Annotated in this window: 24 protein-coding genes, 1 pseudogene and 1 other annotated feature; of the genes and pseudogenes, 18 read left to right on the plus strand and 7 right to left on the minus strand. The window is 57.2% G+C overall.

Annotation, left to right across the window (positions count from 1 at the left end):
• Positions 1–1,233, plus strand: a complete 1,233-nt coding sequence (gene nadR / locus FY206_RS03850) for a multifunctional transcriptional regulator/nicotinamide-nucleotide adenylyltransferase/ribosylnicotinamide kinase NadR (protein WP_032643997.1) — start codon at positions 1–3, stop codon at positions 1,231–1,233.
• Between the two features lie 64 nt (positions 1,234–1,297).
• On the opposite strand, the gene FY206_RS03855 is transcribed toward nadR, so the two are convergent.
• Entirely contained in the window at positions 1,298–2,299 is a 1,002-nt protein-coding gene (locus FY206_RS03855) for a zinc-binding alcohol dehydrogenase family protein (protein ID WP_032643998.1), read from the minus strand.
• Between the two features lie 108 nt (positions 2,300–2,407).
• On the opposite strand from FY206_RS03855, the gene FY206_RS03860 reads away from it, so the two are divergent.
• Complete coding sequence (locus tag FY206_RS03860; protein WP_032643999.1) at positions 2,408–3,307, plus strand: LysR family transcriptional regulator; 900 nt, start codon at positions 2,408–2,410, stop codon at positions 3,305–3,307.
• 123 nt (positions 3,308–3,430) lie between these two features.
• Here the strand turns inward: FY206_RS03860 and ettA are convergent, their stop codons facing one another.
• Positions 3,431–5,098 carry an energy-dependent translational throttle protein EttA gene (gene ettA, locus FY206_RS03865; RefSeq protein WP_006810191.1) on the minus strand — a complete coding sequence of 556 codons (1,668 nt, stop codon included), beginning with the start codon at positions 5,096–5,098 and terminating at the stop codon, positions 3,431–3,433.
• A 227-nt stretch (positions 5,099–5,325) separates the two neighbouring features.
• On the opposite strand from ettA, the gene sltY reads away from it, so the two are divergent.
• Complete coding sequence (sltY, locus tag FY206_RS03870) at positions 5,326–7,263, plus strand: murein transglycosylase (protein WP_032644000.1); 1,938 nt, start codon at positions 5,326–5,328, stop codon at positions 7,261–7,263.
• A 55-nt stretch (positions 7,264–7,318) separates the two neighbouring features.
• Positions 7,319–7,645 carry a trp operon repressor gene (gene trpR, locus FY206_RS03875; protein WP_021240574.1) on the plus strand — a complete coding sequence of 109 codons (327 nt, stop codon included), beginning with the start codon at positions 7,319–7,321 and terminating at the stop codon, positions 7,643–7,645.
• Here the strand turns inward: trpR and yjjX are convergent.
• Positions 7,642–8,157, minus strand: coding sequence for an inosine/xanthosine triphosphatase (yjjX, locus tag FY206_RS03880; protein ID WP_032644001.1), 516 nt, complete (start codon positions 8,155–8,157; stop codon positions 7,642–7,644). The two genes, trpR and yjjX, sit on opposite strands and share 4 nt — an antisense overlap.
• Positions 8,158–8,208: 51 nt before the next feature.
• Here yjjX and gpmB point away from each other — a divergent pair, with 51 nt between their 5' ends.
• Positions 8,209–8,856: a 2,3-diphosphoglycerate-dependent phosphoglycerate mutase GpmB gene (gene gpmB, locus FY206_RS03885; protein WP_008502057.1), complete on the plus strand. Its 648-nt coding sequence runs from the start codon at positions 8,209–8,211 to the stop codon at positions 8,854–8,856.
• On the opposite strand, the gene robA is transcribed toward gpmB, so the two are convergent.
• Positions 8,853–9,722, minus strand: coding sequence for an MDR efflux pump AcrAB transcriptional activator RobA (gene robA / locus FY206_RS03890; protein WP_032644002.1), 870 nt, complete (start codon positions 9,720–9,722; stop codon positions 8,853–8,855). The genes gpmB and robA overlap by 4 nt on opposite strands.
• 211 nt (positions 9,723–9,933) lie before the next feature.
• Here robA and creA point away from each other — a divergent pair, with 211 nt between their 5' ends.
• The 4 genes and pseudogenes from creA (at position 9,934) to creD (ending at position 13,941) form a co-directional block, all read left to right on the plus strand.
• Positions 9,934–10,404, plus strand: a complete 471-nt coding sequence (gene creA / locus FY206_RS03895; RefSeq protein WP_032644003.1) for a protein CreA — start codon at positions 9,934–9,936, stop codon at positions 10,402–10,404.
• Positions 10,405–10,418: 14 nt separating this feature from the next.
• On the plus strand, positions 10,419–11,108 hold the full coding sequence (gene creB, locus FY206_RS03900) for a two-component system response regulator CreB (protein WP_032644004.1): 690 nt from the start codon (positions 10,419–10,421) through the stop codon (positions 11,106–11,108).
• Positions 11,108–12,532, plus strand: a pseudogene (creC, locus tag FY206_RS03905) (two-component system sensor histidine kinase CreC). The gene creB and the pseudogene creC overlap by 1 nt, the downstream one beginning before the upstream one ends.
• Before the next feature lie 56 nt (positions 12,533–12,588).
• Positions 12,589–13,941, plus strand: a complete 1,353-nt coding sequence (gene creD, locus FY206_RS03910) for a cell envelope integrity protein CreD (protein ID WP_032644006.1) — start codon at positions 12,589–12,591, stop codon at positions 13,939–13,941.
• A 45-nt stretch (positions 13,942–13,986) separates the two neighbouring features.
• Here the strand turns inward: creD and arcA are convergent, their stop codons facing one another.
• The gene (arcA, locus tag FY206_RS03915; RefSeq protein WP_003856501.1) at positions 13,987–14,703 is read right to left on the minus strand and encodes a two-component system response regulator ArcA; all 717 of its coding nucleotides are present in this window, start codon (positions 14,701–14,703) and stop codon (positions 13,987–13,989) included.
• A gap of 95 nt (positions 14,704–14,798) precedes the next feature.
• Between arcA and yjjY the strand changes: the two genes are divergently transcribed.
• The 7 genes from yjjY to FY206_RS03950 all read left to right on the plus strand — a co-directional run bounded on the left by yjjY (position 14,799) and on the right by FY206_RS03950 (position 21,610).
• The gene (gene yjjY, locus FY206_RS03920; RefSeq protein ID WP_085928893.1) at positions 14,799–14,939 is read left to right on the plus strand and encodes a YjjY family protein; all 141 of its coding nucleotides are present in this window, start codon (positions 14,799–14,801) and stop codon (positions 14,937–14,939) included.
• Positions 14,940–15,338: 399 nt separating this feature from the next.
• Entirely contained in the window at positions 15,339–16,016 is a 678-nt protein-coding gene (locus tag FY206_RS03925) for a tRNA/rRNA methyltransferase (protein WP_032644007.1), read from the plus strand.
• A 219-nt stretch (positions 16,017–16,235) separates the two neighbouring features.
• Positions 16,236–16,304, plus strand: a complete 69-nt coding sequence (thrL, locus tag FY206_RS03930) for a thr operon leader peptide (RefSeq protein ID WP_015572623.1) — start codon at positions 16,236–16,238, stop codon at positions 16,302–16,304.
• Positions 16,243–16,360, plus strand: a sequence feature (Thr leader region). Its footprint overlaps the gene before it by 62 nt.
• A gap of 24 nt (positions 16,361–16,384) precedes the next feature.
• A complete protein-coding gene (gene thrA / locus FY206_RS03935; RefSeq protein WP_032644008.1) occupies positions 16,385–18,847 on the plus strand; it encodes a bifunctional aspartate kinase/homoserine dehydrogenase I in 2,463 nt (820 codons plus the stop codon).
• A 1-nt stretch (position 18,848) separates the two neighbouring features.
• A complete protein-coding gene (gene thrB / locus FY206_RS03940) occupies positions 18,849–19,778 on the plus strand; it encodes a homoserine kinase (protein WP_032644009.1) in 930 nt (309 codons plus the stop codon).
• Positions 19,779–19,781: 3 nt separating this feature from the next.
• Positions 19,782–21,068, plus strand: coding sequence for a threonine synthase (thrC, locus tag FY206_RS03945; protein WP_032644010.1), 1,287 nt, complete (start codon positions 19,782–19,784; stop codon positions 21,066–21,068).
• Positions 21,069–21,313: 245 nt separating this feature from the next.
• Positions 21,314–21,610 (plus strand): DUF2502 domain-containing protein, encoded by a 297-nt coding sequence (locus FY206_RS03950; protein WP_032644011.1) that lies wholly within the window; start codon positions 21,314–21,316, stop codon positions 21,608–21,610.
• A 32-nt stretch (positions 21,611–21,642) separates the two neighbouring features.
• Here FY206_RS03950 and yaaA read toward each other — a convergent pair whose 3' ends face one another.
• The gene (gene yaaA, locus FY206_RS03955) at positions 21,643–22,416 is read right to left on the minus strand and encodes a peroxide stress protein YaaA (protein WP_032644012.1); all 774 of its coding nucleotides are present in this window, start codon (positions 22,414–22,416) and stop codon (positions 21,643–21,645) included.
• A gap of 66 nt (positions 22,417–22,482) precedes the next feature.
• The gene (locus tag FY206_RS03960; protein WP_077064151.1) at positions 22,483–23,913 is read right to left on the minus strand and encodes an alanine/glycine:cation symporter family protein; all 1,431 of its coding nucleotides are present in this window, start codon (positions 23,911–23,913) and stop codon (positions 22,483–22,485) included.
• A 262-nt stretch (positions 23,914–24,175) separates the two neighbouring features.
• Here FY206_RS03960 and tal point away from each other — a divergent pair, with 262 nt between their 5' ends.
• Positions 24,176–25,129 (plus strand): transaldolase, encoded by a 954-nt coding sequence (gene tal / locus FY206_RS03965; protein ID WP_032644014.1) that lies wholly within the window; start codon positions 24,176–24,178, stop codon positions 25,127–25,129.
• Between the two features lie 110 nt (positions 25,130–25,239).
• A complete protein-coding gene (mog, locus tag FY206_RS03970) occupies positions 25,240–25,827 on the plus strand; it encodes a molybdopterin adenylyltransferase (RefSeq protein WP_032644015.1) in 588 nt (195 codons plus the stop codon).
• Positions 25,828–25,872: the final 45 nt, after the last annotated feature.

Raw genomic sequence — 25,872 nt, forward strand, 5'->3', positions numbered from 1 at the left:
ATGTCATCATTTGACTACATCAAGACCGCAATCCGCCAGAAGGGCTGCACGCTGCAGCAGGTGGCGGACGCCAGCGGTATGACCAAAGGCTACCTGAGCCAGCTGCTGAACGCCAAAATCAAAAGCCCCAGCGCGCAAAAGCTTGAAGCGCTGCACCGCTTTCTGGGGCTGGAGTTCCCGCGTATGCAAAAGAACATCGGCGTGGTGTTCGGCAAGTTTTACCCGCTGCATACCGGACACATCTACCTGATTCAGCGCGCCTGTAGCCAGGTTGACGAGCTGCACATCATCATGGGCTACGACGAAACCCGCGATCGTCAGCTGTTTGAAGACAGCGCCATGTCGCAGCAGCCGACCGTGCCGGACCGCCTGCGCTGGCTGCTTCAGACCTTTAAATACCAGAAAAATATTCGCATTCATGCCTTTAACGAAGAGGGCATGGAGCCGTATCCGCACGGCTGGGACGTGTGGAGCAACGGCATCAAAGCGTTTATGGAAGAGAAGGGCATAGCGCCCAACTGGATCTACACCTCTGAAGAGTCCGACGCGCCGCAGTTCCGCGAGCATCTGGGCATTGAGACGGTGCTGATCGATCCGAAACGTACCTTCATGAACATCAGCGGAGCGCAGATCCGTGAAAACCCGTTCCGCTACTGGGATTACATCCCGACCGAGGTAAAGCCGTTCTTCGTGCGCACCGTCGCGATCCTGGGCGGCGAGTCGAGCGGTAAATCCACGCTGGTCAACAAGCTGGCGAATATCTTCAATACCACCAGCGCGTGGGAGTATGGCCGCGATTACGTCTTCTCGCACCTCGGCGGCGACGAGATGGCGCTGCAGTATTCCGACTACGACAAAATCGCCCTCGGTCACGCCCAGTACATTGATTTCGCCGTGAAGTACGCCAACAAAGTGGCGTTTATCGATACCGATTTCGTCACCACGCAGGCGTTCTGTAAAAAATACGAGGGGCGCGAGCACCCGTTCGTACAGGCGCTGATTGACGAATACCGCTTTGACCTGGTGATCCTGCTGGAGAATAACACCCCGTGGGTGGCCGACGGCATGCGTAGCCTCGGCAGCTCCGTGGACAGGCGGGAATTCCAGACCATGCTGGTGGATATGCTCAATGAGAACAACGTGGAGTTTGTGCACGTGGAAGAGTCGGACTACGACTCCCGTTTCCTGCGCTGCGTCGAGCTGGTGAAGGAGATGATGGGGGAGCAGGGTTAAAGACGGCTCCGTGCGATCCCCTCTCCCCTATGGGGAGAGGGTTAGGGTGAGGGGAACAAGCCACTCAGAACGCAACCACCACTTTCCCCCGCATATGCCCGTCCAGCACCTTACGGTGCGCCTCGGTAATGCTTTCTACGCTCAGTCCGTGCAGGGTTTCACTCAGCGAACTTTCCACCACGCCGTTATCCACCAGCTTCGCCACCTCATTGAGGATCTCGCCCTGACGCGCCATGTCGGCGGTCTGGTACATGCTCCGGGTGTACATAAATTCCCAGTGCAGGGCGGCGGATTTAGACTTCAGCTTGTCCTGGTTCAGCGGACGTTCATTCTCAACGATGGAGCAGATATGCCCCTGCGGCGCAATCAGCTCGCTGACCGCATCCCAGTGGCCGTCGGTATCGTTGAGGATGAAAATGTAATCCACAAAGGTCAGCCCGTGTTTCGCCAGCTCGCCTTTCAGATCGCGGTAATTTACCACCACATCAGCCCCGCGATCGCGGCACCACTGCGCGGAATCTTCGCGGGACGCCGTCGCGACGATCTTCACCTTGCTGTTGTGCTTCGCAAAGGGGATCGCCAGCGAACCCACGCCGCCCGCGCCGCCGATAATCAGCAGCGTCTTCTCCGCCCCGGCATCCTGGATGTTCAGCCGTTCAAACAGACCTTCCCACGCGGTGAGCGCGGTCAACGGCAGCGCCGCCGCCGCCGCCCAGCCGAGGCTGGCAGGCTTGTGCCCGACAATGCGCGCGTCGATCAGCTGGTGGGTGGTGTTGCTGCCCGGACGGGTGATGTCGCCCGCGTACCACACTTCATCCCCTGGTTTGAATCCGGTGACGCCAGCCCCAACGGCTTTCACAATCCCGCTGGCATCCCACCCGAGCACGCGCGGCTCGCTCAGACCGCTTTTAGCAATGCCCGCGTGGACCTTGGTATCGACCGGGTTAACGGAGACGGCCTTCACCTCTACCAGCAGATCGCGCTCGCCGGGCTGCGGCATTGGCGGGGTGATTTCAATGAAGGTGCTGGGATTCGCAGGATTAACGGCAATGGCTTTAACTGACATGGTGTGCTCCTCAATGGCATGCGTTTTATTGAGGCTAGTCTATTAAGTGGCCAGCTGCGTGATAAGATGGACAATCAAGAACTCAGCGTTCGTACAGGGTGAACAATCATGTTTAAACAGCTGCAGGATATGGCGCTGTTCGCGCTGGTGGCAGAGATGGGCAGCTTTACCGCTGCCGCTCAGAAGGCCGAACTGCCGAAATCCAGCGTAAGCCAGCGCATCAGCCAGCTGGAGCTGCAGGTGGGGATACGCCTGCTCAACCGCACGACCCGCAGAATCAGCCTGACGTTTGCAGGCGAGCACTATCTGGTGCACTGTCGCGAAATGCTGGCGGCCAGCGAGCGGGCGGAGTATGCCATTCAGCGTCTGCGCGAAAACCCGAGCGGACGGCTGCGCATCACCTGTCCGGCGGGGATTGGGGCGACGCTGCTGGCGCATATGAATGCCGCGTTCCAGCTTCGCTATCCCGACGTGTCGCTGGATGTGTCGATCTCCGATGACGTTGTGGATTTGGTCGAGTCCGGCTTTGACGTGGCGCTGCGTACCGGCAAGCCGCAGGACTCCTCCCTGATAGGCCGGATGATCGGGCATTGCCCGCGCTACATGCTGGCCTCGCCGGGCTATCTGGCGCGTCGGGCGCCGCTCACGCACCCCCGTCAGCTGGTGGAGCACCGCAGCATTACGCACCGGGCGTGGTCGGAGTGGCTTCTGCAAAGCGACAATGAGGATTACCGCTATCTGCCGGATAACGCGCATATGACCGATAATCTGGTCTACGCCCGCGAGTGCGCGATGGCCGGAGCGGGGATCACGCTGTTGCCCGCCTTTATGCTGGAAGATAAGGTTGAAAAGGGCGCGCTGGTGCAGGTGCTGCCGGAGTGGAACGTTGAAGGGAACGACCTCTGGCTGGCTTACCCGAGCCGCAAGCTGAACTCACCCGCGCTGATGAGCTATATCGAGTTTGCGATGCAGTTTGACGAGGTGAAGCGGTATTACGTGGGCAAATAAAAAAGCCGGGTGGCGGCTTCGCCTTACCCGGCCTACACACTGTGCGGCCTGATGCCCTCACCCTGGCCCTCTCCCACCGTACCCCCACGGGGAGAGGGAACAACCGAAGTTACCGTTTTGCTTTTATTTCGCAATACGCTTGTACTTAATACGCTTCGGCTCCAGCGCGTCGGCGCCCAGCGTGCGTTTCTTGTACTCTTCGTATTCGGTGAAGTTACCTTCGAAGAACTCCACCTTACCTTCATCCTGATAGTCCAGAATGTGGGTCGCGATACGGTCCAGGAACCAGCGGTCGTGCGAGATAACCATCGCGCAGCCCGGGAACTCCAGCAGGGCGTTTTCCAGCGCGCGCAGGGTTTCGATGTCCAGGTCGTTTGTTGGTTCATCGAGCAGCAGCACGTTACCGCCCACCTGCAGCAGCTTCGCCAGGTGCAGACGACCGCGCTCACCGCCGGACAGCTCGCCCACGCGTTTGCCCTGGTCGGTGCCCTTGAAGTTGAAGCGGCCAACGTAGGCGCGGCTTGGCATTTCGGTGTTGCCGATACGCATGATATCCAGACCGCCGGAAACCTCTTCCCACACGGTTTTGCTGTTGTCCATCGCGTCACGGAACTGGTCAACGGACGCCAGCTTCACGGTCTCGCCCAGGGTGATAGAGCCGCTGTCGGGCTGCTCCTGACCGGACATCATGCGGAACAGGGTCGATTTACCCGCGCCGTTCGGACCGATGATCCCGACGATAGCGCCTTTCGGTACGGAGAAGGTCAGATCGTCGATCAGCAGGCGGTCGCCGTAAGACTTACGCAGGTTGGTGACTTCAACCACTTTATCCCCCAGACGTGCTCCAGGTGGAATAAACAGTTCGTTGGTCTCGTTACGTTTCTGGTATTCGGTGTTGTTCAGCTCTTCAAAGCGCGCCAGACGGGCTTTGCCCTTAGACTGACGGCCTTTCGCGCCCTGACGCACCCACTCCAGCTCTTTCTCGATAGACTTACGACGCGCCGCTTCCTGAGAAGCCTCCTGCGCCAGACGCTGATCTTTCTGCTCCAGCCAGGAGGAGTAGTTGCCTTCCCACGGAATACCCTCGCCGCGGTCCAGCTCCAGGATCCAGCCGGCGACGTTGTCGAGGAAGTAACGGTCGTGGGTAATCGCCACAACGGTGCCTTCGAAGTCGTGCAGGAAGCGCTCCAGCCACGCCACGGATTCCGCATCCAGGTGGTTCGTCGGTTCGTCCAGCAGCAGCATGTCTGGTTTTTCCAGCAGCAGGCGGCACAGCGCCACGCGGCGGCGCTCACCACCGGAGAGATTCGCGATTTTCGCATCCCAGTCCGGCAGGCGCAGGGCATCTGCCGCGCGCTCCAGCTGCACGTTCAGGTTATGACCGTCGTGCGCCTGGATAATCTCTTCATACTTGCCCTGCTGCGCGGCCAGCTTGTCGAAGTCCGCATCCGGCTCGGCGTATTTGGCATACACTTCATCCAGACCTTTCAGGGCGTTAACCACTTCGGAAACCGCTTCTTCAACGGATTCACGCACGGTGTGTTCCGGGTTCAGCTGAGGTTCCTGCGGCAGGTAGCCGATCTTGATGCCGGGCTGCGGACGGGCTTCACCTTCGATGTCTGTATCAATCCCGGCCATGATGCGCAGCAGGGTGGACTTACCGGCACCGTTGAGACCCAGAACACCGATTTTTGCGCCCGGGAAGAAGCTCAGCGAGATATTTTTAAGAATATGACGTTTCGGCGGGACAACTTTGCCGACACGATGCATGGTATAAACGAATTGAGCCACGTTGGACTTCGCCTCTTTTATCGTAATGAGAAGGAATTTCAGCCTCGAAGTGTAGCCTTTTTCACGCCCTAATCCCAGCCAGGAACGTCGGGAGTGTTAAAACGCGCAAGAAAGGTAAAAAAGTGTCCATAACGTGGCGCGTTGCAGGATGCCTGGTTAGCATAAGTTGGTGTGACTTTGACGTGGCAAGACGCTGCAATTGACGAAAAAACAATGAGGAAGAGCGTGTGGAAAAAGCCAAACGGGTGGTCTGGCGTCTGCTGGCTGCCAGCGTATGCGTAATGGCGGTAAGCCAGGCGGTATATGCCGATTCACTGGATGAACAACGTAATCGCTACGCTCAGATTAAACAGGCGTGGGACAACAGGCAGATGGATACCGTGCAGGCGCTGATGCCGACGCTCAAGGATTATCCGCTGTATCCGTATCTGGAGTATCGCCAGATTACGGACGATCTCATGAACCAGCCTACCGTTACCGTAAATAACTTCATCCAGACGAACCCGACCCTGCCGCCTGCCCGAAATCTTCAGTCTCGTTTCGTGAATGAGCTGGCGCGTCGCGAAGACTGGCGCGGCCTGCTGGCGTTTAGCCCTGAAAAGCCGAACACCACCGAAGCGCAGTGTAACTACTACTATGCGAAATGGGCGACCGGACAGCAGGAAGAAGCCTGGGCCGGGGCGAAAGAGCTCTGGCTGACCGGCAAAAGCCAGCCGAACGCCTGTGATTCTCTGTTCGGCGCGTGGCGCGCCTCCGGCAAGCAGGATCCGCTGGCCTATCTTGAGCGTATCCGCCTGGCGATGAAGGCTGGCAACACGCGTCTGGTGACCACGCTGGCGGGGCAGATGCCGTCCGATTACCAGACGATCTCCACCGCGGTTATCTCGCTGGCAAACGATCCCAACAGCGTCCTGACCTTTGCCCGCAGCACGGGCGCGACCGATTTTACCCGCCAGATGGCGGCGGTCGCCTTTGCCAGCGTGGCGCGTGACGACGTGGAAAACGCCCGGCTGATGATCCCGCAGCTGGTGCAGGCGCAGCAGCTTAATGAGGAGCAAACCCAGGAGCTGCGCGATATCGTGGCGTGGCGACTGATGGGCACCGACGTGACCGACGAACAGGCGCGCTGGCGAGACGATGCCATCATGCGTTCGAACTCCACGTCGCTGGTGGAGCGCCGCGTGCGCATGGCGCTGGGTACGGGCGATCGTCGTGGGCTCAATACCTGGCTCGCGCGGTTGCCAATGGAGGCCAAAGAGAAAGACGAATGGCGCTACTGGCAGGCCGATCTGCTGATGGAGCGCGGTCGTGATGATGAAGCCAAAGAGATCCTTCATTCGCTGATGCAGCAGCGCGGGTTCTACCCGATGGCGGCCGCGCAGCGCCTGGGCGAGGAGTACACCTTCCGCATTGATAAAGCGCCTGCCAACGCGAACCCGGCGCTGACGCAGGGGCCGGAAATGGCGCGCGTTCGCGAGCTGATGTACTGGAATATGGATAACACCGCGCGCAGCGAGTGGGCGAACCTGGTGACCAGCCGCAGCACCGACGAAAAAGCCCAGCTTGCTCGCTATGCGTTTGATAATCACTGGTGGGATCTCAGCGTGCAGGCGACGATCGCCGGCAAGCTCTGGGATCATCTCGAAGAGCGTTTCCCGCTGGCTTACAAGGATCTTTTCGATCGCTACACCAGCGGCAAAGATATCCCGCAAAGCTACGCGATGGCGATTGCCCGTCAGGAGAGTGCCTGGAACCCGAAGGTCCGTTCCCCGGTGGGGGCCAGCGGTCTGATGCAGATTATGCCGGGCACGGCGACGCACACGGTGAAGATGTTTAACATCCCTGGGTACAGCAGCCCGTCACAGCTGCTGGATCCGGATACCAACATCAACATCGGCACGAGCTACCTGCAGAACGTCTATCAGCAGTTCGGCAATAACCGCATTTTCTCGTCGGCGGCCTATAACGCGGGGCCTGGACGCGTGCGTACCTGGCTCGGCAACAGCGCCGGACGCATCGACGCCGTGGCGTTTGTTGAGAGCATTCCGTTCTCGGAAACGCGCGGCTACGTGAAGAACGTGCTGGCCTATGACGCCTACTATCGCTACTTCATGGGGCAGAAAGATAGCCTGATGAGCGACGCCGAGTGGCAGAGACGTTACTGATCGGCGTGGGTTGTGTTATGCTGTACTCGCTAATGAGTACAAGAGGCAGCATAACATGACCCAGCATTCCCCGTATTCCTCGGCCATGGCCGAACAACGTCATCAGGAGTGGCTTCGTTTTGTGGAGCTGCTTCGCCAGTCTTACGAGCAGGATTTGCATTTACCCCTGATGCAGCTGATGCTCACGCCGGACGAGCGCGAGGCGCTGGGCACGCGCGTGCGGATCATTGAAGAGCTACTGCGCGGCGAGATGAGCCAGCGCGAGCTAAAAAATGAGCTCGGTGCGGGCATCGCAACGATCACCCGCGGATCGAACAGCCTGAAGTCGGCGCCGGTCGAATTGCGCCAGTGGCTGGAAGCGGTATTGTTGAAAAACGCTTAACGATAGATCGCGTTATGGAACGGGCTTAGCGCCAGGATCACCGCCTGGTGATAAACGCCTGAACGCGTCAGCGCGCCGGCGGTAAAGACGCCAATCGCCCCTTCTTTACGGCCAATCTCATCGATGCCGGTGTACTGCGACATCACCGGCCCGAGCGCTTCCCCCGCACGCACTTTATCCAGAATGATCTCCGGGAGGGGCAGGGTGGCCGAACGCGCTTCGCCGCGCCGATCGCGGCTTTCGATCACCACCCAGCTAAAGGTTGCGCCTTCGTCAATACCGGCTTCAATCGCCACCCAAAAGTCAGCATCCGGTGCCGCAGCCCTGGCGTTTGCCACGCGATTTCGTGCGCCAGCGCGCGTTTCCTCGCTGCCAAAAGGCTGTTCAGGCACGCCGCTCTCGACGCCGATAGCCTCAATATGGCAGGATCCTGCGCCGAAGATCTCGTCAAATGCCCTTAGAATTGCCTGAATTTTGGCAGGATTAGTGGTAGCAGAGACAACATGGTGCATAATTAAGCTCGATTCAAAAAAAAACTCATCGCAGTATAACGGAAAAAAAGCATGTTACAGGTATACCTTGTTCGCCACGGTGAAACGCAGTGGAACGCCGAGCGACGTATTCAAGGCCAGTCAGACAGTCCTCTCACTGAAAAGGGCGTGCAGCAAGCGTGGCAGGTGGCGGAGCGCGCCAGAACGCTGGGCATTACCCACGTCATTACCAGCGATTTAGGCCGCACTCAGCAGACGGCGCGCATCATCGCAGATGCCTGCGGCTGTGACGTGATGCTAGAGCCGCGCCTGCGCGAGCTGGATATGGGCGTGCTGGAAAAACGCCATATCGATACGCTGACGGAAACGGAAGAGGGGTGGCGCCGCACGCTGGTGAACGGTACCGAAGATGGCCGCATTCCTGAAGGCGAATCCATGCAGGAGCTCAGCGTACGTATGCACGCCGCGCTGGCGGAATGCCTGAAGCTTCCGGCGGGAAGCCGTCCGCTGCTGGTGAGTCATGGTATTGCGCTGGGCTGCCTGGTGAGCACTATTCTGGGGTTACCGGCTTACGCGGAGCGCCGTTTGCGTCTGCGCAACTGCTCCATTTCCCGGATTGATTATCAGGAAAGCGCGTGGCTGGCGTCGGGCTGGGTGGTGGAGATGGCAGGGGACATTTCGCATCTCGATGCCCCTGCGCTTGACGAACTGCAGCGTTAACGACGAATCGGAATTAAGAATTCCATCCGCAGATTGATGGGGCCTTCTTCCGGTTTCGCATCCTGCGCCGGGTAGTAGCGCTCAATGTCCTGACCTTTACGGCGATTCAGATTCAGCATCGGCATGCAGGTTCCGTAAACGGTCAGGATGAACTCCTGGACCCCCGTTCCCAGACCCTCATAGGCGAACATCACGTATTCGCCGCCTTCCAGTACGACAGGCTTAGACCCCTGAATGTAGCCATTGGCCATCTCTGGCGTCAGCGCGGTGGTGTAGAACACCTCCTGCTCGTCGTCTTTTTCCTGGCTTGGGTGCGTTTCGTTGAGGCCATACAGGATGGGCGGGATCGCCGGCGCGTGGCTCAGGAAGTCGCGCCAGAACTGAACGCGCATCTGATGACGGAACTCGGAGATCTGCTCCAGGGAGCAGGAGTAGCTCTGGGTTGTACCGATCAGATGGGTTTCCGGCAGCGTAACGATGTCATACTTCGGCATGGCGAATTCGCCCAGGCGCAGCGGCGGACGCATGCCAAACGAGCTCCAGTCAGGGGAGCGACGATAAAGCGCTGGCGTCAACGAGAACTGTTTTTTAAAGGCGCGGGTGAAGGTCTGCTGCGAATCGAAACGATACTGCAGGGCAATATCCAGGATCGGCCGCGCGGTCAGGCGCAGTGCCACAGCAGATTTCGATAAACGACGCGCGCGAATATAGGCCCCGATAGCATGACCGGTGACATCCTTGAACATCCTTTGCAGATGCCACTTGGAATAGCCTGCTTTAGCCGCCACATTATCCAGTGACAAAGGCTGGTCGAGATGACCTTCCAGCCAGGTGAGCAGGTCGCGAATAATTCCAGCCTGATCCATATACTATCCTCATCCTTAAAACAGCAGGTGCCTGATAACAGGTTAGCGGATAATAGCATTTTTTGATGTTTTAGCATTCAGTGTTTTTTTTGCGCTTAAATGCTTTTTCGCTACGATTTTGGGTGAATATATTCTAATCCTGTGATCTTGCTACATTTTTGTCTAAAGTGTTGAATAATCGATCAGCGTAATTTTAAAGAATGGTAACAATATGAAATACAAGACTTTGATCCTCACCGCGTTAATGTTGATGGTTGGGCGCGTGGCGCAGGCTGAACAGATTGGTTCCGTCGATACCGTGTTTAAAATGTTTGGCCCAGACCACAAAATCGTGGTGGAGGCGTTTGACGATCCGGACGTGAAAAACGTTACCTGCTACGTCAGCCGCGCGAAAACGGGCGGTATCAAAGGCGGTTTGGGGCTGGCGGAAGACACCTCCGACGCGGCGATCTCCTGCCAGCAGGTGGGGCCGGTTGAACTGAGCGATAAAATTAAAAACGGTAAAGCGCAGGGCGACGTGGTATTCCAGAAACGGACCTCGCTGGTGTTTAAAAAGCTGCAGGTGGTGCGTTTCTACGACGCGAAGCGCAATACGCTGGCTTACCTGGCCTATTCTGACAAAGTAGTGGAAGGCTCGCCGAAAAACGCGATCAGCGCGGTGCCGATTATGCCGTGGCATTAATTCAGGGATGAGCTATGCAACAACCTGTGATCTGGCTGGTTGAGGACGAAACCAGTATCGCCGATACGCTGATCTACATGCTTCAGCAGGAAGGATTCGCGGTAAAGGCGTTTGAACGCGGTTTACCCGTGCTCGAGGAGGCGCGACGGCAGGTACCGGCGCTCGCTATTCTGGATGTTGGTCTGCCGGACATCAGTGGGTTTGAGCTTTGCCGCCGGCTGCTGGCGCAGCATCCTTCACTGCCCGTGCTGTTTCTGACGGCGCGCAGTGATGAGGTAGATAAGCTGCTTGGCCTGGAAATAGGCGCTGATGACTACGTTGCGAAACCCTTCTCCCCCCGTGAAGTCTGCGCGCGGGTGCGGACGATTTTACGGCGCATGCAAAAATCTGCCGCGCCAACAGAGACGCTGCGCATCGGGCAGTTTGAACTGAACGAGCCTGCCGCGCGCATTAGCTGGTACGGTGAAGCTCTCCCCCTGACCCGATACGAATTCTTGTTGCTCAAAACCCTGCTACAGGCCCCCGGGCGGGTATTTTCACGTCAGCAGCTGATGGACAAGGTATGGGGCGAAGACGGCGACAGCTTCGATCGAACCGTGGACACCCACATCAAAACCCTGCGCGCCAAGCTGCGGGCGGTGAATGAGGAAATTTCGCCCATCAGCACCCATCGCGGTATGGGCTATAGTCTGGGCCTTTACTGATGCGCATTGGGATGCGGTTGTTGCTGGGATATTTCCTCATCGTGGCCATCGCCGCGTGGTTCGTGCTGTCGATTTTTGTTCAGGAAGTGAAGCCCGGCGTGCGCAGGGCCACCGAGGGCACGCTAATCGATACCGCGACCCTGTTGGCCGAAATCGGACGCGATGATTTGCTTTCGGGTCATGCGCAGCAGGGGAAACTGGCGCAGGCCTTTTCTCAGCTTCATCAGCGCCCTTTTCGCGCCAATATCGGCGGGATTCATAAAGTGCGTAACGAGTATCACGTCTACATGACCGATGCTCAGGGCCGCGTCGTGTTTGATTCCGCGGGTCTGGCCGTGGGGCAAGACTACTCGCGCTGGAACGATGTCTGGCTGACGCTTCGCGGCGAATACGGCGCGCGCAGTACTCAGAGTAAATCCGACGATCCGGAGAGCACGGTGATGTATGTGGCCGCGCCGGTTGTGGAGCAGGGCAAGATTATCGGCGTGCTGTCGGTCGGGAAACCGAACAGCGCGATGGCACCGGTGATTCACCGCAGCGAGCGACGTATCCTCTGGGCAGGCGGGGCGCTGCTCGGCATTGCTCTCCTGATTGGCTTTGCAGTGGCGTGGTGGATCAATCGATCCATCGCTACGTTATCGCGCTATGCCGACTCGGTGACCACGGATGCGCCTCTGCCGCTGCCTAATCCAGGCAGTAGCGAACTGCAAAAGCTGGCCCAGGCGCTGGAGAATATGCGCATTCGCCTGGAAGGGAAAAACTACATTGAACGCTACGTCCATGCGCTGACCCACGAGCTGAAAAGCCCCCTCGCCGCCATACGCGGCGCGGCAGAAATTCTCTCCGAGCAGCCGCCGCCGCAGGTGGCCACGCGGTTTATCGATAATATTCTGGTGCAAAACGCGCGTATGCAGTCGCTGGTTGAAAAACTGCTCACGTAGGCGCGGCTTGAAAATCGGGTCGAGATTACGCCTCAGACCGTCCGTGTCGATCTGCTGTTTACGCGGCTTGCCGACGCGCGCTCGGCGCTGCTGGCGGCAAAAGAGATTGGGCTGACCCTCCAGCCCGCTTCGCGTCATGTTGAAGGCGATCCCGACCTGCTCGAGCAGGCGCTCGGCAATTTGCTGGATAACGCCATCGATTTTACGCCGCAGGGCGGCACCGTTGAACTGGCGGCCCGGGAAGAGCAGGGGGAAATCCGGCTTATCGTCACCGACAGCGGGAGCGGGATCCCGGATTACGCGCTGGAGCGTATTTTTGAACGCTTCTATTCCCTTCCCCGCGAGAACGGGCTGAAGAGCAGCGGGCTCGGGCTGGCGTTTGTCCAGGAGGTGGCACGTCTGCATCAGGGAGAGATCACATTGCGTAATCGTGATGAAGGTGGCGTGATGGCCACGCTGACGCTTCACCGTCCCTTCACATAGCTTCAAACTGACCCCACATACCCTGGTTACGCTCTCCTCATCACAAAGGAGACGTAATGATGAAATCCCCCCTGTTCTGGAAAGTAAGCACCCTGCTGGGGTGCATTCTGCTGCTGTTAGTCCCGCTGTTTATGGTGAGTAACCTCATTTCAGAGCGTGAAAGCTACCGTAATGATGTCGAAAATACGCTTCGCCAGAGCACCAGCGGACCGCAAAAACTGGTCGGCCCGCTGATTGCGATTCCGGTGACAGAAATCTTTTACAAGCAAGAGGATGAGAAGAAGGTCGAGTACAAGAAAAGCTATCTGCATTTTATCCTCCCGGAGTCTTTGCATGTTGAGGGCAACCAGCGCGTCGAGTCCAGGAATATCGGCATCTATGACGGCCAAATCTGGAACAACGCTCTCAATATAAAGGCGCAGTTCAACACCGAAAAAATGACGCAGCTAAAAGGGGAAACGATGACCCTGGGGCAGCCGTTTATCGTTGTGGGGGTGGGCGATGCGCGCGGTATTGGCACGGTGAAAGTCTCCAGTATCAACGGCGAGACGCTGAGCGTAGAGCCGGGTTCGGGCGTGTCTGGAGCGCTTTCCGGTGTACATATTTTGCTGACGGATAAAGCGCTGGAGTCAAAAACGTTTGCCATGGAGATGTCGCTGAATCTGGCGGGGACGGGGAGTTTTGCCGTGGTGCCCGTGGGACGTAACAGCGAAATGGAGTTGAACAGCAACTGGCCGCATCCGGGCTTCATGGGCAACTATCTGCCGGTGAAACACAAAATTGGTGATTCAGGTTTTCAGGCGAGCTGGCAGAGCAGCTGGTTTGCAAACAACCTTGAGGGCTGGTTTAACGGGAGCGAATCGCCAGAGTGGGAATCAATCCCTGCTTTTAGCGTTACGGTAGCCACGCCTGCCGATCAGTACCAGCTGACCGATCGTGCGATCAAGTACGCCATTTTGCTGATTGCGCTGACGTTTATGGCCTTCTTTGTCTTCGAAACCTTAACCGGATTACGCCTTCACCCGATGCAGTATCTGCTGGTGGGGCTCTCGCTGGTCCTGTTCTATCTGGTGCTGCTGGCGCTGTCTGAACACGTCGGGTTTACGCCCGCCTGGGTTGTTGCAAGCCTGGTGGGTGGAGCAATGAACGGGATGTACCTGCAGGCCGTGCTGAAAAGCTGGAAGCGCAGCGGGCTGTTTGTGCTGGCGCTACTCGGGCTGGACGTGGTGATGTGGTTCCTGCTGCGCTCGGAGGACAGCGCGCTGCTGTTGGGGTCAGCGGTTCTCGTCCTGGCGCTGTTCGCCGTGATGTACCTGACCCGGCATTTTGACTGGTACTCGCTCTCTCAGCCGAAGCGGCGTGAACCACCCGCAGAGCCCGATAACGATACGATGCGGATCTGGAAATAAAAAAACGGCGCAAATGCGCCGTTTTTTAATACGTTAACTGCGGGATTATTCCTGCAGATCGCCGCAGAAACGGTACCCTTCACCGTGGATCGTGGCGATGATTTCCGGCGTATCTGGCGTAGATTCGAAATGCTTACGAATACGACGGATGGTCACGTCTACGGTACGGTCGTGCGGCTTCAGCTCGCGGCCGGTCATTTTCTTCAGCAGTTCTGCACGGGACTGAATTTTGCCCGGGTTTTCGCAGAAGTGCAGCATCGCGCGGAATTCGCTGCGCGGCAGTTTATACTGCTCACCGTTCGGGCTGATCAGCGAACGGCTATTGATATCAAGTTCCCAGCCGTTGAATTTGTAGCTGTCTACGCTACGACGCTCTTCGCTGACCGTACCCAGGTTCATGGTGCGGGACAGCAGGTTGCGTGCACGAATGGTTAACTCGCGAGGATTGAACGGCTTGGTGATGTAGTCATCCGCACCGATTTCCAGGCCAAGAATTTTATCAACTTCGTTATCACGGCCCGTCAGGAACATTAACGCGACGTTCGCCTGCTCGCGCAGTTCGCGCGCCAGAAGAAGACCGTTTTTGCCCGGCAGGTTAATGTCCATGATCACCAGGTTGATATCATTTTCAGAAAGGATCTGATGCATCTCTGCGCCATCGGTCGCTTCAAAGACATCGTAGCCTTCTGCTTCGAAAATGCTCTTTAACGTGTTGCGTGTTACCAACTCGTCTTCAACGATAAGAATGTGCGGGGTCTGCATGTTTGCTACCTAAATTGCCAACTAAATCGAAACAGGAAGTACAAAAGTCCCTGACCTGCCTGATGCATGTCGCAAATTAACATGATCGGCTTAACGTGACTAAAGTACGTAATTGCGTTCTTGATGCACTTTCCATCAACGTCAACAACATCATTAGCTTGGTCTTGGGTACTTTCCCTTTGGACCCGACAGTGTCAAAAACGGCTGTCATCCTAACCATTTTAACAGCAACATAACAGGCTAAGTGACACCAGACACCCAATAAAACTACGCTTCGTTGACATATATCAAGTTCAATTGTAGCACGTTAACAGTTTGATGAAATCATCGTAGCCGAATGCTAGCCTTTGTCACAATTTTTCAATAAACCAACTAGTTGCGGACATTGATTTATAAACAATGCGAATCCAATCAGAATAGGGTATTCATATCGCTATTATCATTATAAAACATAGGGATAATAGTGTTCTGTTAACATTCTAACTGATTGTTCAGACAAGGAATAGTTTAGCGTTTTTAATTTGTTGTGAAACGCTATTTCGGTGATTTGTGTTGCAATTTTGTAAATTCGCGCTGCGTAATATGTTGAAGTGCATCACATTTTTACCGGCTAACTGATTAAAAAGAGAGCATAAATGCATCTGTCGATTGTACTGGTTGCCCCAGCCAGAGCGGAAAATATAGGCGCTGCCGCGCGTGCCATGAAGACCATGGGTTTTACCGATTTACGTATTGTGGACAGTACGGCGCATCTGGAGCCCGCCGCCCGTTGGGTGGCGCACGGTTCGGGAGATATTCTTGATAATATAACCACTTACGCTACGCTTGCCGACGCGCTGCATGACATTTCGTTTACCGTTGCCACCACCGCACGCAGCCGGGCGAAGTTCCATTACTACGCCACGCCTGCCGAGCTGGTGCCCATGCTGGAAGAGAAAAGCCAGTGGCTGGAGAAAGCCGCGCTGGTGTTTGGGCGCGAGGATTCGGGATTAACCAACGATGAGCTGGCGCTGGCTGACGTTCTTACCGGTGCGCCGATGGTCGCGGATTATCCCTCCCTGAACTTAGGCCAGGCGGTCATGGTGTATTGCTATCAATTAGCATCCTTAATACAAATTCCCCAGCCGCAAAATACAGGAACCGATGAAAACCAGCTGGCCGCACTTCGCGCTCGCGTGGATAACCTGTTAGTGGAGCTGGATGTCGCTGGCGATCAAAAAATGGCTGACTGGCTGCACCAGCGTCTCGGGCGACTTGAACAGCGGGACACGGCGATGTTGCACCGTTTGCTACACGATATTGAAAAAAATTAGCGGAGTAAAATACTGCCATAAGTTTTTACTATGGCGAATAAGTCTGTCTGGGTGGGTTGCATATGGGGGAATCGGATGAAAATAAATCGGCGAGCAGCGGGACGTGAGAGTCTCGCGAATTGTGATCAAATTAAAAATTCGTTGACTTAAGGTGCCCGATCCTTTAACCCTAAAAGAATACAGCACAGACAGATAATAATGACAGAGTACACAACATCCATGAAACGCATCAGCATCACCACCATTACCACAACCATCATCATTACCACAGGTAACGATGCGGGCTGACGCGTACAGGAAAAACAAAAAAAAGCCCGCACCTGAACAGTGCGGGCTTTTTTTTCGGCTAAAGGAAACGAGGTAGAACCATGCGAGTGTTGAAGTTCGGCGGTACATCAGTGGCAAATGCAGAGCGATTTCTGCGTGTTGCCGATATCCTGGAAAGCAACGCCAGGCAGGGGCAGGTTGCGACCGTGCTCTCTGCCCCGGCAAAAATTACGAACCATCTGGTGGCGATGATTGAAAAAACCATCGGTGGCCAGGATGCACTCCCGAACATCAGCGACGCAGAGCGTATCTTCGCTGACCTGCTGCAGGGGCTGGCAGAGGCGCTGCCTGGTTTCCCGCACGCGCAGCTGAAGTCCTTCGTTGAACAGGAATTCGCGCAAATTAAACACGTCCTGCACGGCATCAGCCTTCTCGGCCAGTGTCCGGACAGCGTCAACGCGGCGCTGATCTGCCGCGGAGAAAAACTCTCTATCGCCATCATGGCCGGCGTGCTGGAAGCGCGCGGCCATCGCGTGACCGCGATCGATCCGGTTGAAAAACTGCTGGCGGTGGGCCACTACCTCGAATCCACCGTTGATATTGCCGAATCAACCCGCCGTATCGCCGCCAGCAAAATTCCCGCTGACCATATGATCCTGATGGCAGGCTTCACCGCCGGTAACGAGAAGGGCGAGCTGGTGGTGCTGGGCCGTAACGGCTCCGACTACTCTGCCGCCGTGCTGGCCGCCTGCTTACGCGCGGACTGTTGCGAGATCTGGACTGACGTCGACGGGGTCTATACCTGCGACCCGCGCCAGGTTCCGGACGCCAGGCTGCTGAAGTCGATGTCGTACCAGGAAGCGATGGAGCTTTCCTACTTCGGCGCCAAAGTGCTTCACCCGCGTACCATCTCCCCGATTGCCCAGTTCCAGATCCCTTGCCTCATTAAAAACACCGGTAACCCGCAGGCGCCGGGCACGCTGATTGGCGCGAGCACCGATGAGGACGGCCTGCCGGTGAAAGGCATCTCCAACCTGAATAACATGGCGATGTTCAGCGTCTCCGGTCCGGGAATGAAAGGGATGGTCGGCATGGCGGCGCGCGTCTTTGCGGCCATGTCCCGCAACGGTATCTCGGTGGTGCTGATTACCCAATCCTCTTCCGAATACAGCATCAGCTTCTGCGTGCCGCAGGCTGACTGCCTGCGCGCCCGCCGCGCGCTCGAGGAAGAGTTCTATCTGGAGCTGAAAGAAGAGCTGCTGGAGCCGCTCGCGATTCAGGAGCGTCTGGCGATTATCTCTGTCGTCGGCGACGGCATGCGCACCCTGCGCGGCATCTCCGCCAAGTTCTTTGCCGCGCTGGCGCGGGCCAATATCAACATCGTGGCGATTGCCCAGGGCTCGTCAGAGCGTTCTATCTCCGTGGTGGTGGATAACGACGATGCCACCACCGGCGTGCGCGTGGTTCACCAGATGCTGTTCAACACCGATCAGGTCATCGAGCTGTTCCTGATTGGCGTGGGCGGCGTAGGCGGCGCGCTGCTGGAGCAGGTGAAGCGTCAGCAGGCGTGGCTAAAGAAGAAACATATCGATCTGCGCGTCTGCGGCATCGCGAATTCTAAAGCGCTGTTGACCAACGTCCACGGCCTGAACCTGGAAAACTGGCAGGCCGAGATGAGTGAGGCAAAAGAGCCGTTTAACCTGGGCCGCCTGATCCGTCTGGTAAAAGAGTATCACCTGCTTAACCCGGTGATCGTCGACTGTACCTCGAACCAGGCGGTGGCCGACCAGTACGCGGACTTCCTGCGCGAAGGTTTCCACGTGGTGACGCCGAACAAAAAGGCCAACACCTCGTCGATGGATTACTATCACCAGCTGCGCCTGGCGGCGAGCAAGTCGCGCCGCAAGTTCCTGTACGACACCAACGTGGGCGCGGGCCTGCCGGTTATCGAGAACCTGCAGAACCTGCTTAACGCGGGCGACGAGCTGCAGCGTTTCTCCGGCATTCTCTCCGGCTCCCTGTCGTTTATCTTCGGCAAGCTGGATGAGGGCATGAGCCTCTCGGAAGCGACCCGCGCCGCGCGCGAGCTGGGCTATACCGAGCCGGATCCGCGGGACGATCTCTCCGGCATGGACGTGGCGCGCAAGCTGCTGATCCTCGTGCGTGAAACGGGCCGCGAGCTGGAGCTTTCGGATATTGTGATTGAACCCGTGTTGCCAGCCGAGTTTGACAGCAGCGGTGATGTCTGCACCTTTATGGCAAATTTATCCCAGCTTGACGATACTTTTGCCGCGCGCGTGGCGAAAGCCCGTGATGAAGGTAAGGTATTGCGCTATGTTGGCAACATTGAAGAAGATGGCGTGTGCCGGGTGAAGATTGCTGAAGTGGACGGCAACGACCCGCTGTACAAAGTCAAAAACGGCGAAAACGCCCTCGCGTTTTACAGCCACTATTATCAGCCACTGCCGCTGGTGCTTCGCGGCTATGGCGCAGGGAACGATGTTACGGCGGCGGGTGTGTTTGCCGATCTGCTGCGTACCCTGTCATGGAAGTTAGGAGTTTAACATGGTCAAAGTTTATGCCCCGGCTTCCAGCGCGAATATGAGCGTCGGATTTGACGTGCTGGGCGCGGCGGTGACGCCGGTGGATGGTTCGCTGCTGGGCGATACGGTGACGGTGGAAGCGGCAGACAGCTTCAGCCTGAATAACGTGGGCCGGTTCGCCAGCAAGCTGCCGACGGAGCCGCGCGAGAATATCGTCTATCAGTGCTGGGAACGCTTCTGTCAGGAGATCGGTAAAAACGTGCCGGTTGCTATGACGCTGGAAAAAAGTATGCCGATTGGCTCGGGCCTGGGCTCCAGCGCCTGTTCCGTGGTCGCCGCGCTGGTGGCGATGAACGAGCACTGCGGCAAGCCGCTGAACAATAACCGGCTGCTGGGGTTAATGGGCGAGCTGGAAGGGCGCATTTCAGGCAGCATTCACTATGACAACGTGGCGCCGTGCTTCCTCGGCGGTATGCAGCTGATGATCGAAGAAAATGGCATCATCAGCCAGCAGGTGCCAGGGTTTGATGAGTGGCTGTGGGTGCTGGCCTATCCGGGCATTAAGGTGTCTACCGCGGAAGCGCGTGCGATCCTGCCCGCGCAGTATCGTCGTCAGGACTGTATCGCCCACGGGCGTCATCTGGCGGGCTTTATCCACGCCTGCTACACCCGTCAGCCGCAGCTGGCGGCCAAACTGATGAAGGACGTCATTGCCGAGCCGTACCGCACGAAGCTGCTGCCTGGCTTTAACGAGGCGCGGCAGGCATCAATGGATATCGGCGCGCAGGCGTGCGGCATTTCCGGCTCTGGCCCGACGCTGTTCGCCCTTTGCGACAAGCCTGAAACCGCGCAGCGCGTGGCGGACTGGCTCTCTAAACACTACCTGCAAAATCAGGAAGGCTTTGTTCATATTTGCCGTCTGGACACGGCTGGCGCACGAGTACTGGGATAATTAATGAAACTCTACAACCTTAAAGATCATAACGAGCAGGTCAGCTTCGCGCAGGCGGTGACTCAGGGACTGGGCAAAAATCAGGGGCTGTTTTTCCCGCACGACCTGCCGGAATTCCAGCTGACCGAGATTGATGAGCTGCTGAAGCAGGACTTTGTCACGCGAAGCACCAAAATTCTCTCCGCGTTTATCGGTGATGAAATCCCGCAGGAGCTGCTGGAAGAGCGCGTGCGCGCGGCGTTTGCGTTCCCGGCGCCGGTTCAGCAGGTTGAGCCTGACGTTGGCTGCCTGGAGCTGTTCCACGGCCCGACCCTGGCGTTTAAAGACTTCGGCGGCCGCTTTATGGCGCAGATGCTGACCCACATCAGCGGTGATAAACCGGTGACCATCCTGACCGCGACCTCCGGGGATACCGGCGCGGCGGTGGCACACGCGTTCTACGGCCTGAAAAACGTCCGCGTGGTGATCCTCTATCCGAAAGGCAAAATCAGCCCGCTGCAGGAGAAACTGTTCTGCACCCTCGGCGGCAACATTGAAACCGTGGCAATTGACGGCGATTTCGATGCCTGCCAGGCGCTGGTCAAGCAGGCCTTCGACGACGAAGAGCTGAAGGTGGCCCTGGGGCTGAACTCCGCCAACTCCATCAACATCAGCCGTCTGCTGGCGCAGATCTGCTACTACTTCGAAGCGGTGGCGCAGCTGCCGCAGGACGCGCGCAACCAGCTGGTGATCTCCGTGCCGAGCGGTAACTTCGGCGATCTGACGGCGGGCCTGCTGGCGAAGTCCCTGGGGCTGCCGGTGAAGCGCTTTATCGCCGCCACCAACGCCAACGACACCGTGCCGCGCTTCCTCAAAGACGGGAAGTGGGCGCCGAACGCCACGCAGGCGACGCTCTCCAACGCGATGGACGTGTCCCAGCCAAACAACTGGCCGCGCGTGGAAGAGCTGTTCCGCCGTAAGATCTGGCGTCTGGGTGACCTGGGCTACGCTGCGGTGACGGATGAGACCACCAAAGCGACGATGCGCGAGCTGAAGGCGGTGGGGTATACCTCTGAGCCTCACGCGGCGATTGCCTACCGCGCGCTGCGCGACCAGCTTAACCCGGGTGAATATGGCCTGTTCCTCGGCACCGCGCATCCGGCGAAGTTCAAGGAGAGCGTGGAAGCGATCCTCGGCGAAACGCTGCCGCTGCCGAAAGAGCTGGCCGAGCGTGCCGACCTGCCGCTGCTGTCTCATGAGCTGCCGGCAGACTTTGCCGCGCTGCGTAAGCTGATGATGACCCGCGCGTGATGTTTTGTCGGGTGGCGGCTACGCCTTACCCGACCTACAACGGCTCAGAACGTAGGCCGGGTAAGCGAAGCGCCACCCGGCTTTTTTGTGAAGAAATTAAGGAGAAAAATAGCAGGGAAAAAGCAGAAATTCCCAATAAATGCGGTCACTTAGCGTTTAGGATTGCAGAGAATAACATCCCCCGTACCCCTCGCGTAATCTCCTTACATCGGCCCACGTTGGGCAACGTTAATAAGGAGTCACCGATGTCTACACTGAAACCTGTGCTGATTGCGCTTTCACTGATGCTGGTCGCTCCCATGGCGGTTCAGGCATCTGAAATCACCCTCGTCCCTGCGGTCAAACTGCAGATTGGCGACCGGGACAATAGCGGGCACTACTGGGACGGCGGTCGCTGGCGCGACCATGACTGGTGGAAGGCGCATTATGACTGGCGCGATAACCACTGGCGTCCACACGATGAGCATCGCGATCGTGACCACCATCATGACGATCGTCACCATGACGATCCTCGTCCGGGCCCGGACTGGAAACATCACTAATGCAAAACCCCGCCAGCAGGCGGGGTTTGTTTTTACTGCTCGTGGCGCTTAAACACCAGCTCACCTTTCCCTGACGACGCTTCGTCAAAGAAATAGCCTTCGCTGTTAAATCCGGTCAGCTGCTCCGGCTTCGTCAGGCGGTTCTGGATGATGTAGCGGCTCATCAGGCCGCGCGCTTTCTTGGCGTAGAAGCTGATCACCTTGAACTTACCGTTCTTCTCGTCGAGGAACACCGGCTTGACGATCTCCGCATCCAGCTTTTTCGGCTTCACCGACCTGTAGTATTCATCGGACGCCAGGTTAATCACCACGTTATCGCCCTGGGCGCGCAGCGCCGCGTTGAGCTTGTCGGTGATAATATCGCCCCAGAAATGGTACAGGTCTTTGCCTTTGGTATTCTCCAGGCGAATGCCCATCTCCAGACGGTACGGCTGCATCAGATCCAGCGGGCGCAGTACGCCGTACAGACCCGACAGCATGCGCAGATGCTGCTGGGCAAAATCGAAATCGGCTTCGCTAAAATCTTCCGCCTGCAGGCCGGTGTAGACATCGCCTTTAAACGCCAGAATCGCCTGGCGAGCGTTAGACGGGGTGAAATCCGGATGCCATTCGTGGAATCGGGTCGCGTTAAGATCGGCCAGCTTGTCGCTGATGCTCATCAGCGAGGCGATTTGCGGCGCGGAGAGCCTGCGCGCTTCGCGGATCAGCTGTTGCGAGTGGTCCAGCAGTTCAGGCTGGGTATAGCGCTCGGTGGCGAGCGGGCTCTGGTAGTCGAGCGTTTTTGCAGGTGAAATCAGAATCAGCATATCCAGTCCTTGCAGGAAATTTAGAGCGACTTTAGCAAAAAATCGCCCTGGATTGATCGATAGCTGTTATTGCCGGGGCAAATCATCCCACGTGCCGGGGGCAAGCTGCGCGTTAATATCGGGATAGCGGGCGGGATTAAAGACCGGCGGAACGCCGAGCTTCCGCTGACGAAGATAGTCTCTGGCAATCAGGTTAACCACGGGGGAGAGCAGCAGGATCGTCGTAAGGTTAGTGATCGCCATCAGCGCCATAATGATATCGGCCAGCTGCCAGACCAGCGGCATACTGAGCAAGGAACCGGCTATTACCATCAGTATGACCCCCAGGCGCAGCGTCCCGATGGCGGCGCGTGAGTCGAGCTTCAGGAAAAAAAGGTTATTTTCAGCGTAGAGGTAGTTCACCACAATCGAACTGAAGGCAAACAAGGTCAGGATGAGCGAGACAAATCCTGCTCCCCAGCCGCCCGTCAGGTTCACCAGCGCCTGCTGTAGAAGCTGTATCCCGGCGGTTCCTGACGCATGCGGCACGGGGCCAGCCAGCAGCAAAATCATGGCGCTGGCGGAACAGATGATGATGGTATCGGTAAAGACGCCAATCATCTGCACAATGCCCTGTGCGGCCGGGTGCGGCGGCCAGGAAGCGGCGGCGGCGGCCGCGTTAGGGGTTGACCCCATACCGGCTTCATTGGAGAACATGCCGCGCTGGAAACCCGCCATCAGCGCCTGGCTGAAGGTGTAGCCCAGCGCCCCGGAGGCCGCCTCGCGCCAGCCAAAGGCGCTTTTGACGATGGTTGCCATTACGCCCGGCATCAGGTCGATATGCAGTGCGGCGACGAACAGGCTCGCGACAACCCAGAGCAGCGCCATAATGGGAACCAGCCACTGCATCAGGCGGGCGACGCCCCTGAGACCGGCAGAAATGGTGAGCAGAACGACGAGAGCTAAAACGAGACCGGCGAGCCATTCCGGGCAGGAAAAGGCATAGCGCAGGGCATGGGCGACAGAGTTCGCCTGGACGGTATTAAAAATAAGGCCGTACGCGAGCAGTAAAAAAAGCGAGAACAGGACGCCCATCCAGCGCATCCCCAGACCACGCGCCATGTACCAGGCCGGGCCGCCGCGAAACTGTCCGCTTTTATCCTTCTCTTTGTAGAGTTGCGCGAGCGAACTTTCGGCAAAGGAGGTGGCCATTCCAAGTAGCGCCGTTACCCACATCCAGAAGACCGCGCCTGGCCCGCCCGCGCTGATGGCGAGGGCAACGCCCGCCAGATTGCCGCTGCCGAGGCGTGCCGCCAGGCTGGTGCAAAGGGCCTGGAATGACGTTAATCCGCCCGGCTGGGGCGTAACGCTGTTTTTCAGACTTCTGCCAAACTTGCGGATATAGCGAAACTGGATAAACCCGCTGCGTAGCGTAAACCAGATACCTGCTCCCAGAAGCAGGTAGATCATTATCGAACCCCAGAGGACTTCGTTAATAAAGAAAAAGAAATCAGGCATTAACGTCCCTCTTGTTGATGCCAACGTGAATATGTAAGCGCTACCACTGATTGAGCATGCTGTTGCTTAGCAGCCTGTTAATATTACGAGTTTATCATACTCTGCCTAAGCGCACTGTCTGCGGTTGCGCTACCCCTCCGTCGTGTTATCATCAGGGCAGACCGGTTACATCCCCCTAACAAGTAAACCTGTCATTTTTCCGCTGCAGGCATGCTGTCGGTAGCGTGAATTATCCAGGGCACGTTAAAAGAGAAACACTATCATGACGGATAAATTGACCTCCCTTCGTCAGTTCACCACTGTCGTAGCTGACACCGGAGATATCGCGGCAATGAAGCTGTACCAGCCGCAGGATGCCACAACCAACCCTTCTCTGATCCTTAACGCCGCACAGATCCCTGAGTATCGCAAACTGATTGACGACGCAGTGACCTGGGCGAAAGCGCAGAGCAACGACCGCGCGCAGCAGATTGTGGATGCCACCGACAAGCTGGCCGTGAACATCGGTCTGGAAATCCTGAAGCTGGTTCCTGGCCGTATTTCTACCGAAGTGGATGCGCGTCTCTCCTACGACACCGAAGCGTCTATCGCGAAAGCGAAACGTCTGATCAAAATGTACAACGACGCGGGCATCAGCAACGACCGTATCCTGATCAAGCTGGCCTCCACCTGGCAGGGTATTCGCGCGGCCGAGCAGCTGGAAAAAGACGGTATCAACTGTAACCTGACCCTGCTGTTCTCCTTCGCGCAGGCGCGTGCATGTGCAGAAGCGGGCGTATACCTGATTTCTCCGTTCGTGGGCCGTATTCTGGACTGGTACAAAGCCAACACCGATAAGAAAGAGTACGCACCGGCTGAAGATCCAGGCGTGGTTTCTGTGACTGAAATCTACGAATACTACAAACAGCACGGCTATGAGACCGTGGTGATGGGCGCAAGCTTCCGTAACGTCGGTGAAATCATCGAGCTGGCTGGCTGTGACCGCCTGACCATCGCGCCTGCGCTGCTGAAAGAGCTGGCAGAGAGCGAAGGGACTATCGAGCGTAAGCTGTCCTACACCGGTGAAGTGAAAGCGCGCCCAGAGCGCATCACGGAATCCGAGTTCCTGTGGCAGCATAACCAGGATCCAATGGCAGTAGACAAACTGGCGGACGGTATCCGCAAGTTTGCTGTTGACCAGGGCAAACTGGAAAAAATGATCGGCGACCTGCTGTAATCATTCCGCGTGACCGGGCGTCCGGTCACGCGACTGCTTTCCCACCCTGTCTGAATCCCCTCTCTGCGTGTATCATTCCCTTTAATCAGTACTCTTTGAATGGAATGAATATGAATACCTTACGCATCGGCCTAGTGTCGATTTCTGACCGCGCCTCCAGCGGCGTTTACCAGGATAAAGGCATCCCCGCTCTGGAAGAGTGGCTTAGCAGCGCGCTGACCTCCCCGTTTGAGATCCAGACGCGCCTGATCCCTGACGAACAGCCGATCATCGAGCAGACGCTTTGCGAGCTGGTGGATGAGATGAGCTGCCACCTTGTGCTGACGACGGGCGGAACCGGCCCCGCGCGCCGCGACGTGACGCCGGACGCGACGCTGGCTATCGCCGACCGCGAAATGCCGGGCTTCGGTGAACAGATGCGCCAAATCAGTCTACACTTTGTCCCGACGGCGATTCTTTCCCGCCAGGTGGGGGTGATCCGCAAGCAGGCGTTGATTCTCAACCTGCCGGGCCAGCCGAAGTCGATCAAAGAGACCCTGGAAGGCCTGAAGGGGGAGGATGGCAGCGTCATCGTTCACGGCATCTTTGCAAGCGTACCGTATTGTATACAGCTGCTTGACGGTCCTTATGTCGAAACCGATGAGAACGTGGTAGCAGCTTTTCGTCCTAAAAACGCTCGTCGCGAAACAATCTCCTGAAATTAATCAATATGTGACATTAGCTGAAGCGGCGATAGCGTGGTA

The organism is Enterobacter chengduensis (genome assembly GCF_001984825.2).
Taxonomy (GTDB): Bacteria; Pseudomonadota; Gammaproteobacteria; order Enterobacterales; family Enterobacteriaceae; genus Enterobacter; species Enterobacter chengduensis.

Bases quoted from the DNA above. Each gene is read 5' to 3' on its own strand.
- nadR (WP_032643997.1), top strand. From the start codon at position 1: ATGTCATCATTTGACTACATCAAGACCGCAATCCGCCAGAAGGGCTGC.
- FY206_RS03855 (WP_032643998.1), bottom strand. From the start codon at position 2,299: ATGTCAGTTAAAGCCATTGCCGTTAATCCTGCGAATCCCAGCACCTTC.
- FY206_RS03860 (WP_032643999.1), top strand. From the start codon at position 2,408: ATGTTTAAACAGCTGCAGGATATGGCGCTGTTCGCGCTGGTGGCAGAG.
- trpR (WP_021240574.1), top strand. From the start codon at position 7,319: ATGACCCAGCATTCCCCGTATTCCTCGGCCATGGCCGAACAACGTCAT.
- yjjX (WP_032644001.1), bottom strand. From the start codon at position 8,157: ATGCACCATGTTGTCTCTGCTACCACTAATCCTGCCAAAATTCAGGCA.
- gpmB (WP_008502057.1), top strand. From the start codon at position 8,209: ATGTTACAGGTATACCTTGTTCGCCACGGTGAAACGCAGTGGAACGCC.
- robA (WP_032644002.1), bottom strand. From the start codon at position 9,722: ATGGATCAGGCTGGAATTATTCGCGACCTGCTCACCTGGCTGGAAGGT.
- creA (WP_032644003.1), top strand. From the start codon at position 9,934: ATGAAATACAAGACTTTGATCCTCACCGCGTTAATGTTGATGGTTGGG.
- creB (WP_032644004.1), top strand. From the start codon at position 10,419: ATGCAACAACCTGTGATCTGGCTGGTTGAGGACGAAACCAGTATCGCC.
- creD (WP_032644006.1), top strand. From the start codon at position 12,589: ATGATGAAATCCCCCCTGTTCTGGAAAGTAAGCACCCTGCTGGGGTGC.
- arcA (WP_003856501.1), bottom strand. From the start codon at position 14,703: ATGCAGACCCCGCACATTCTTATCGTTGAAGACGAGTTGGTAACACGC.
- FY206_RS03925 (WP_032644007.1), top strand. From the start codon at position 15,339: ATGCATCTGTCGATTGTACTGGTTGCCCCAGCCAGAGCGGAAAATATA.
- thrA (WP_032644008.1), top strand. From the start codon at position 16,385: ATGCGAGTGTTGAAGTTCGGCGGTACATCAGTGGCAAATGCAGAGCGA.
- thrB (WP_032644009.1), top strand. From the start codon at position 18,849: ATGGTCAAAGTTTATGCCCCGGCTTCCAGCGCGAATATGAGCGTCGGA.
- thrC (WP_032644010.1), top strand. From the start codon at position 19,782: ATGAAACTCTACAACCTTAAAGATCATAACGAGCAGGTCAGCTTCGCG.
- FY206_RS03950 (WP_032644011.1), top strand. From the start codon at position 21,314: ATGTCTACACTGAAACCTGTGCTGATTGCGCTTTCACTGATGCTGGTC.
- yaaA (WP_032644012.1), bottom strand. From the start codon at position 22,416: ATGCTGATTCTGATTTCACCTGCAAAAACGCTCGACTACCAGAGCCCG.
- FY206_RS03960 (WP_077064151.1), bottom strand. From the start codon at position 23,913: ATGCCTGATTTCTTTTTCTTTATTAACGAAGTCCTCTGGGGTTCGATA.
- tal (WP_032644014.1), top strand. From the start codon at position 24,176: ATGACGGATAAATTGACCTCCCTTCGTCAGTTCACCACTGTCGTAGCT.
- mog (WP_032644015.1), top strand. From the start codon at position 25,240: ATGAATACCTTACGCATCGGCCTAGTGTCGATTTCTGACCGCGCCTCC.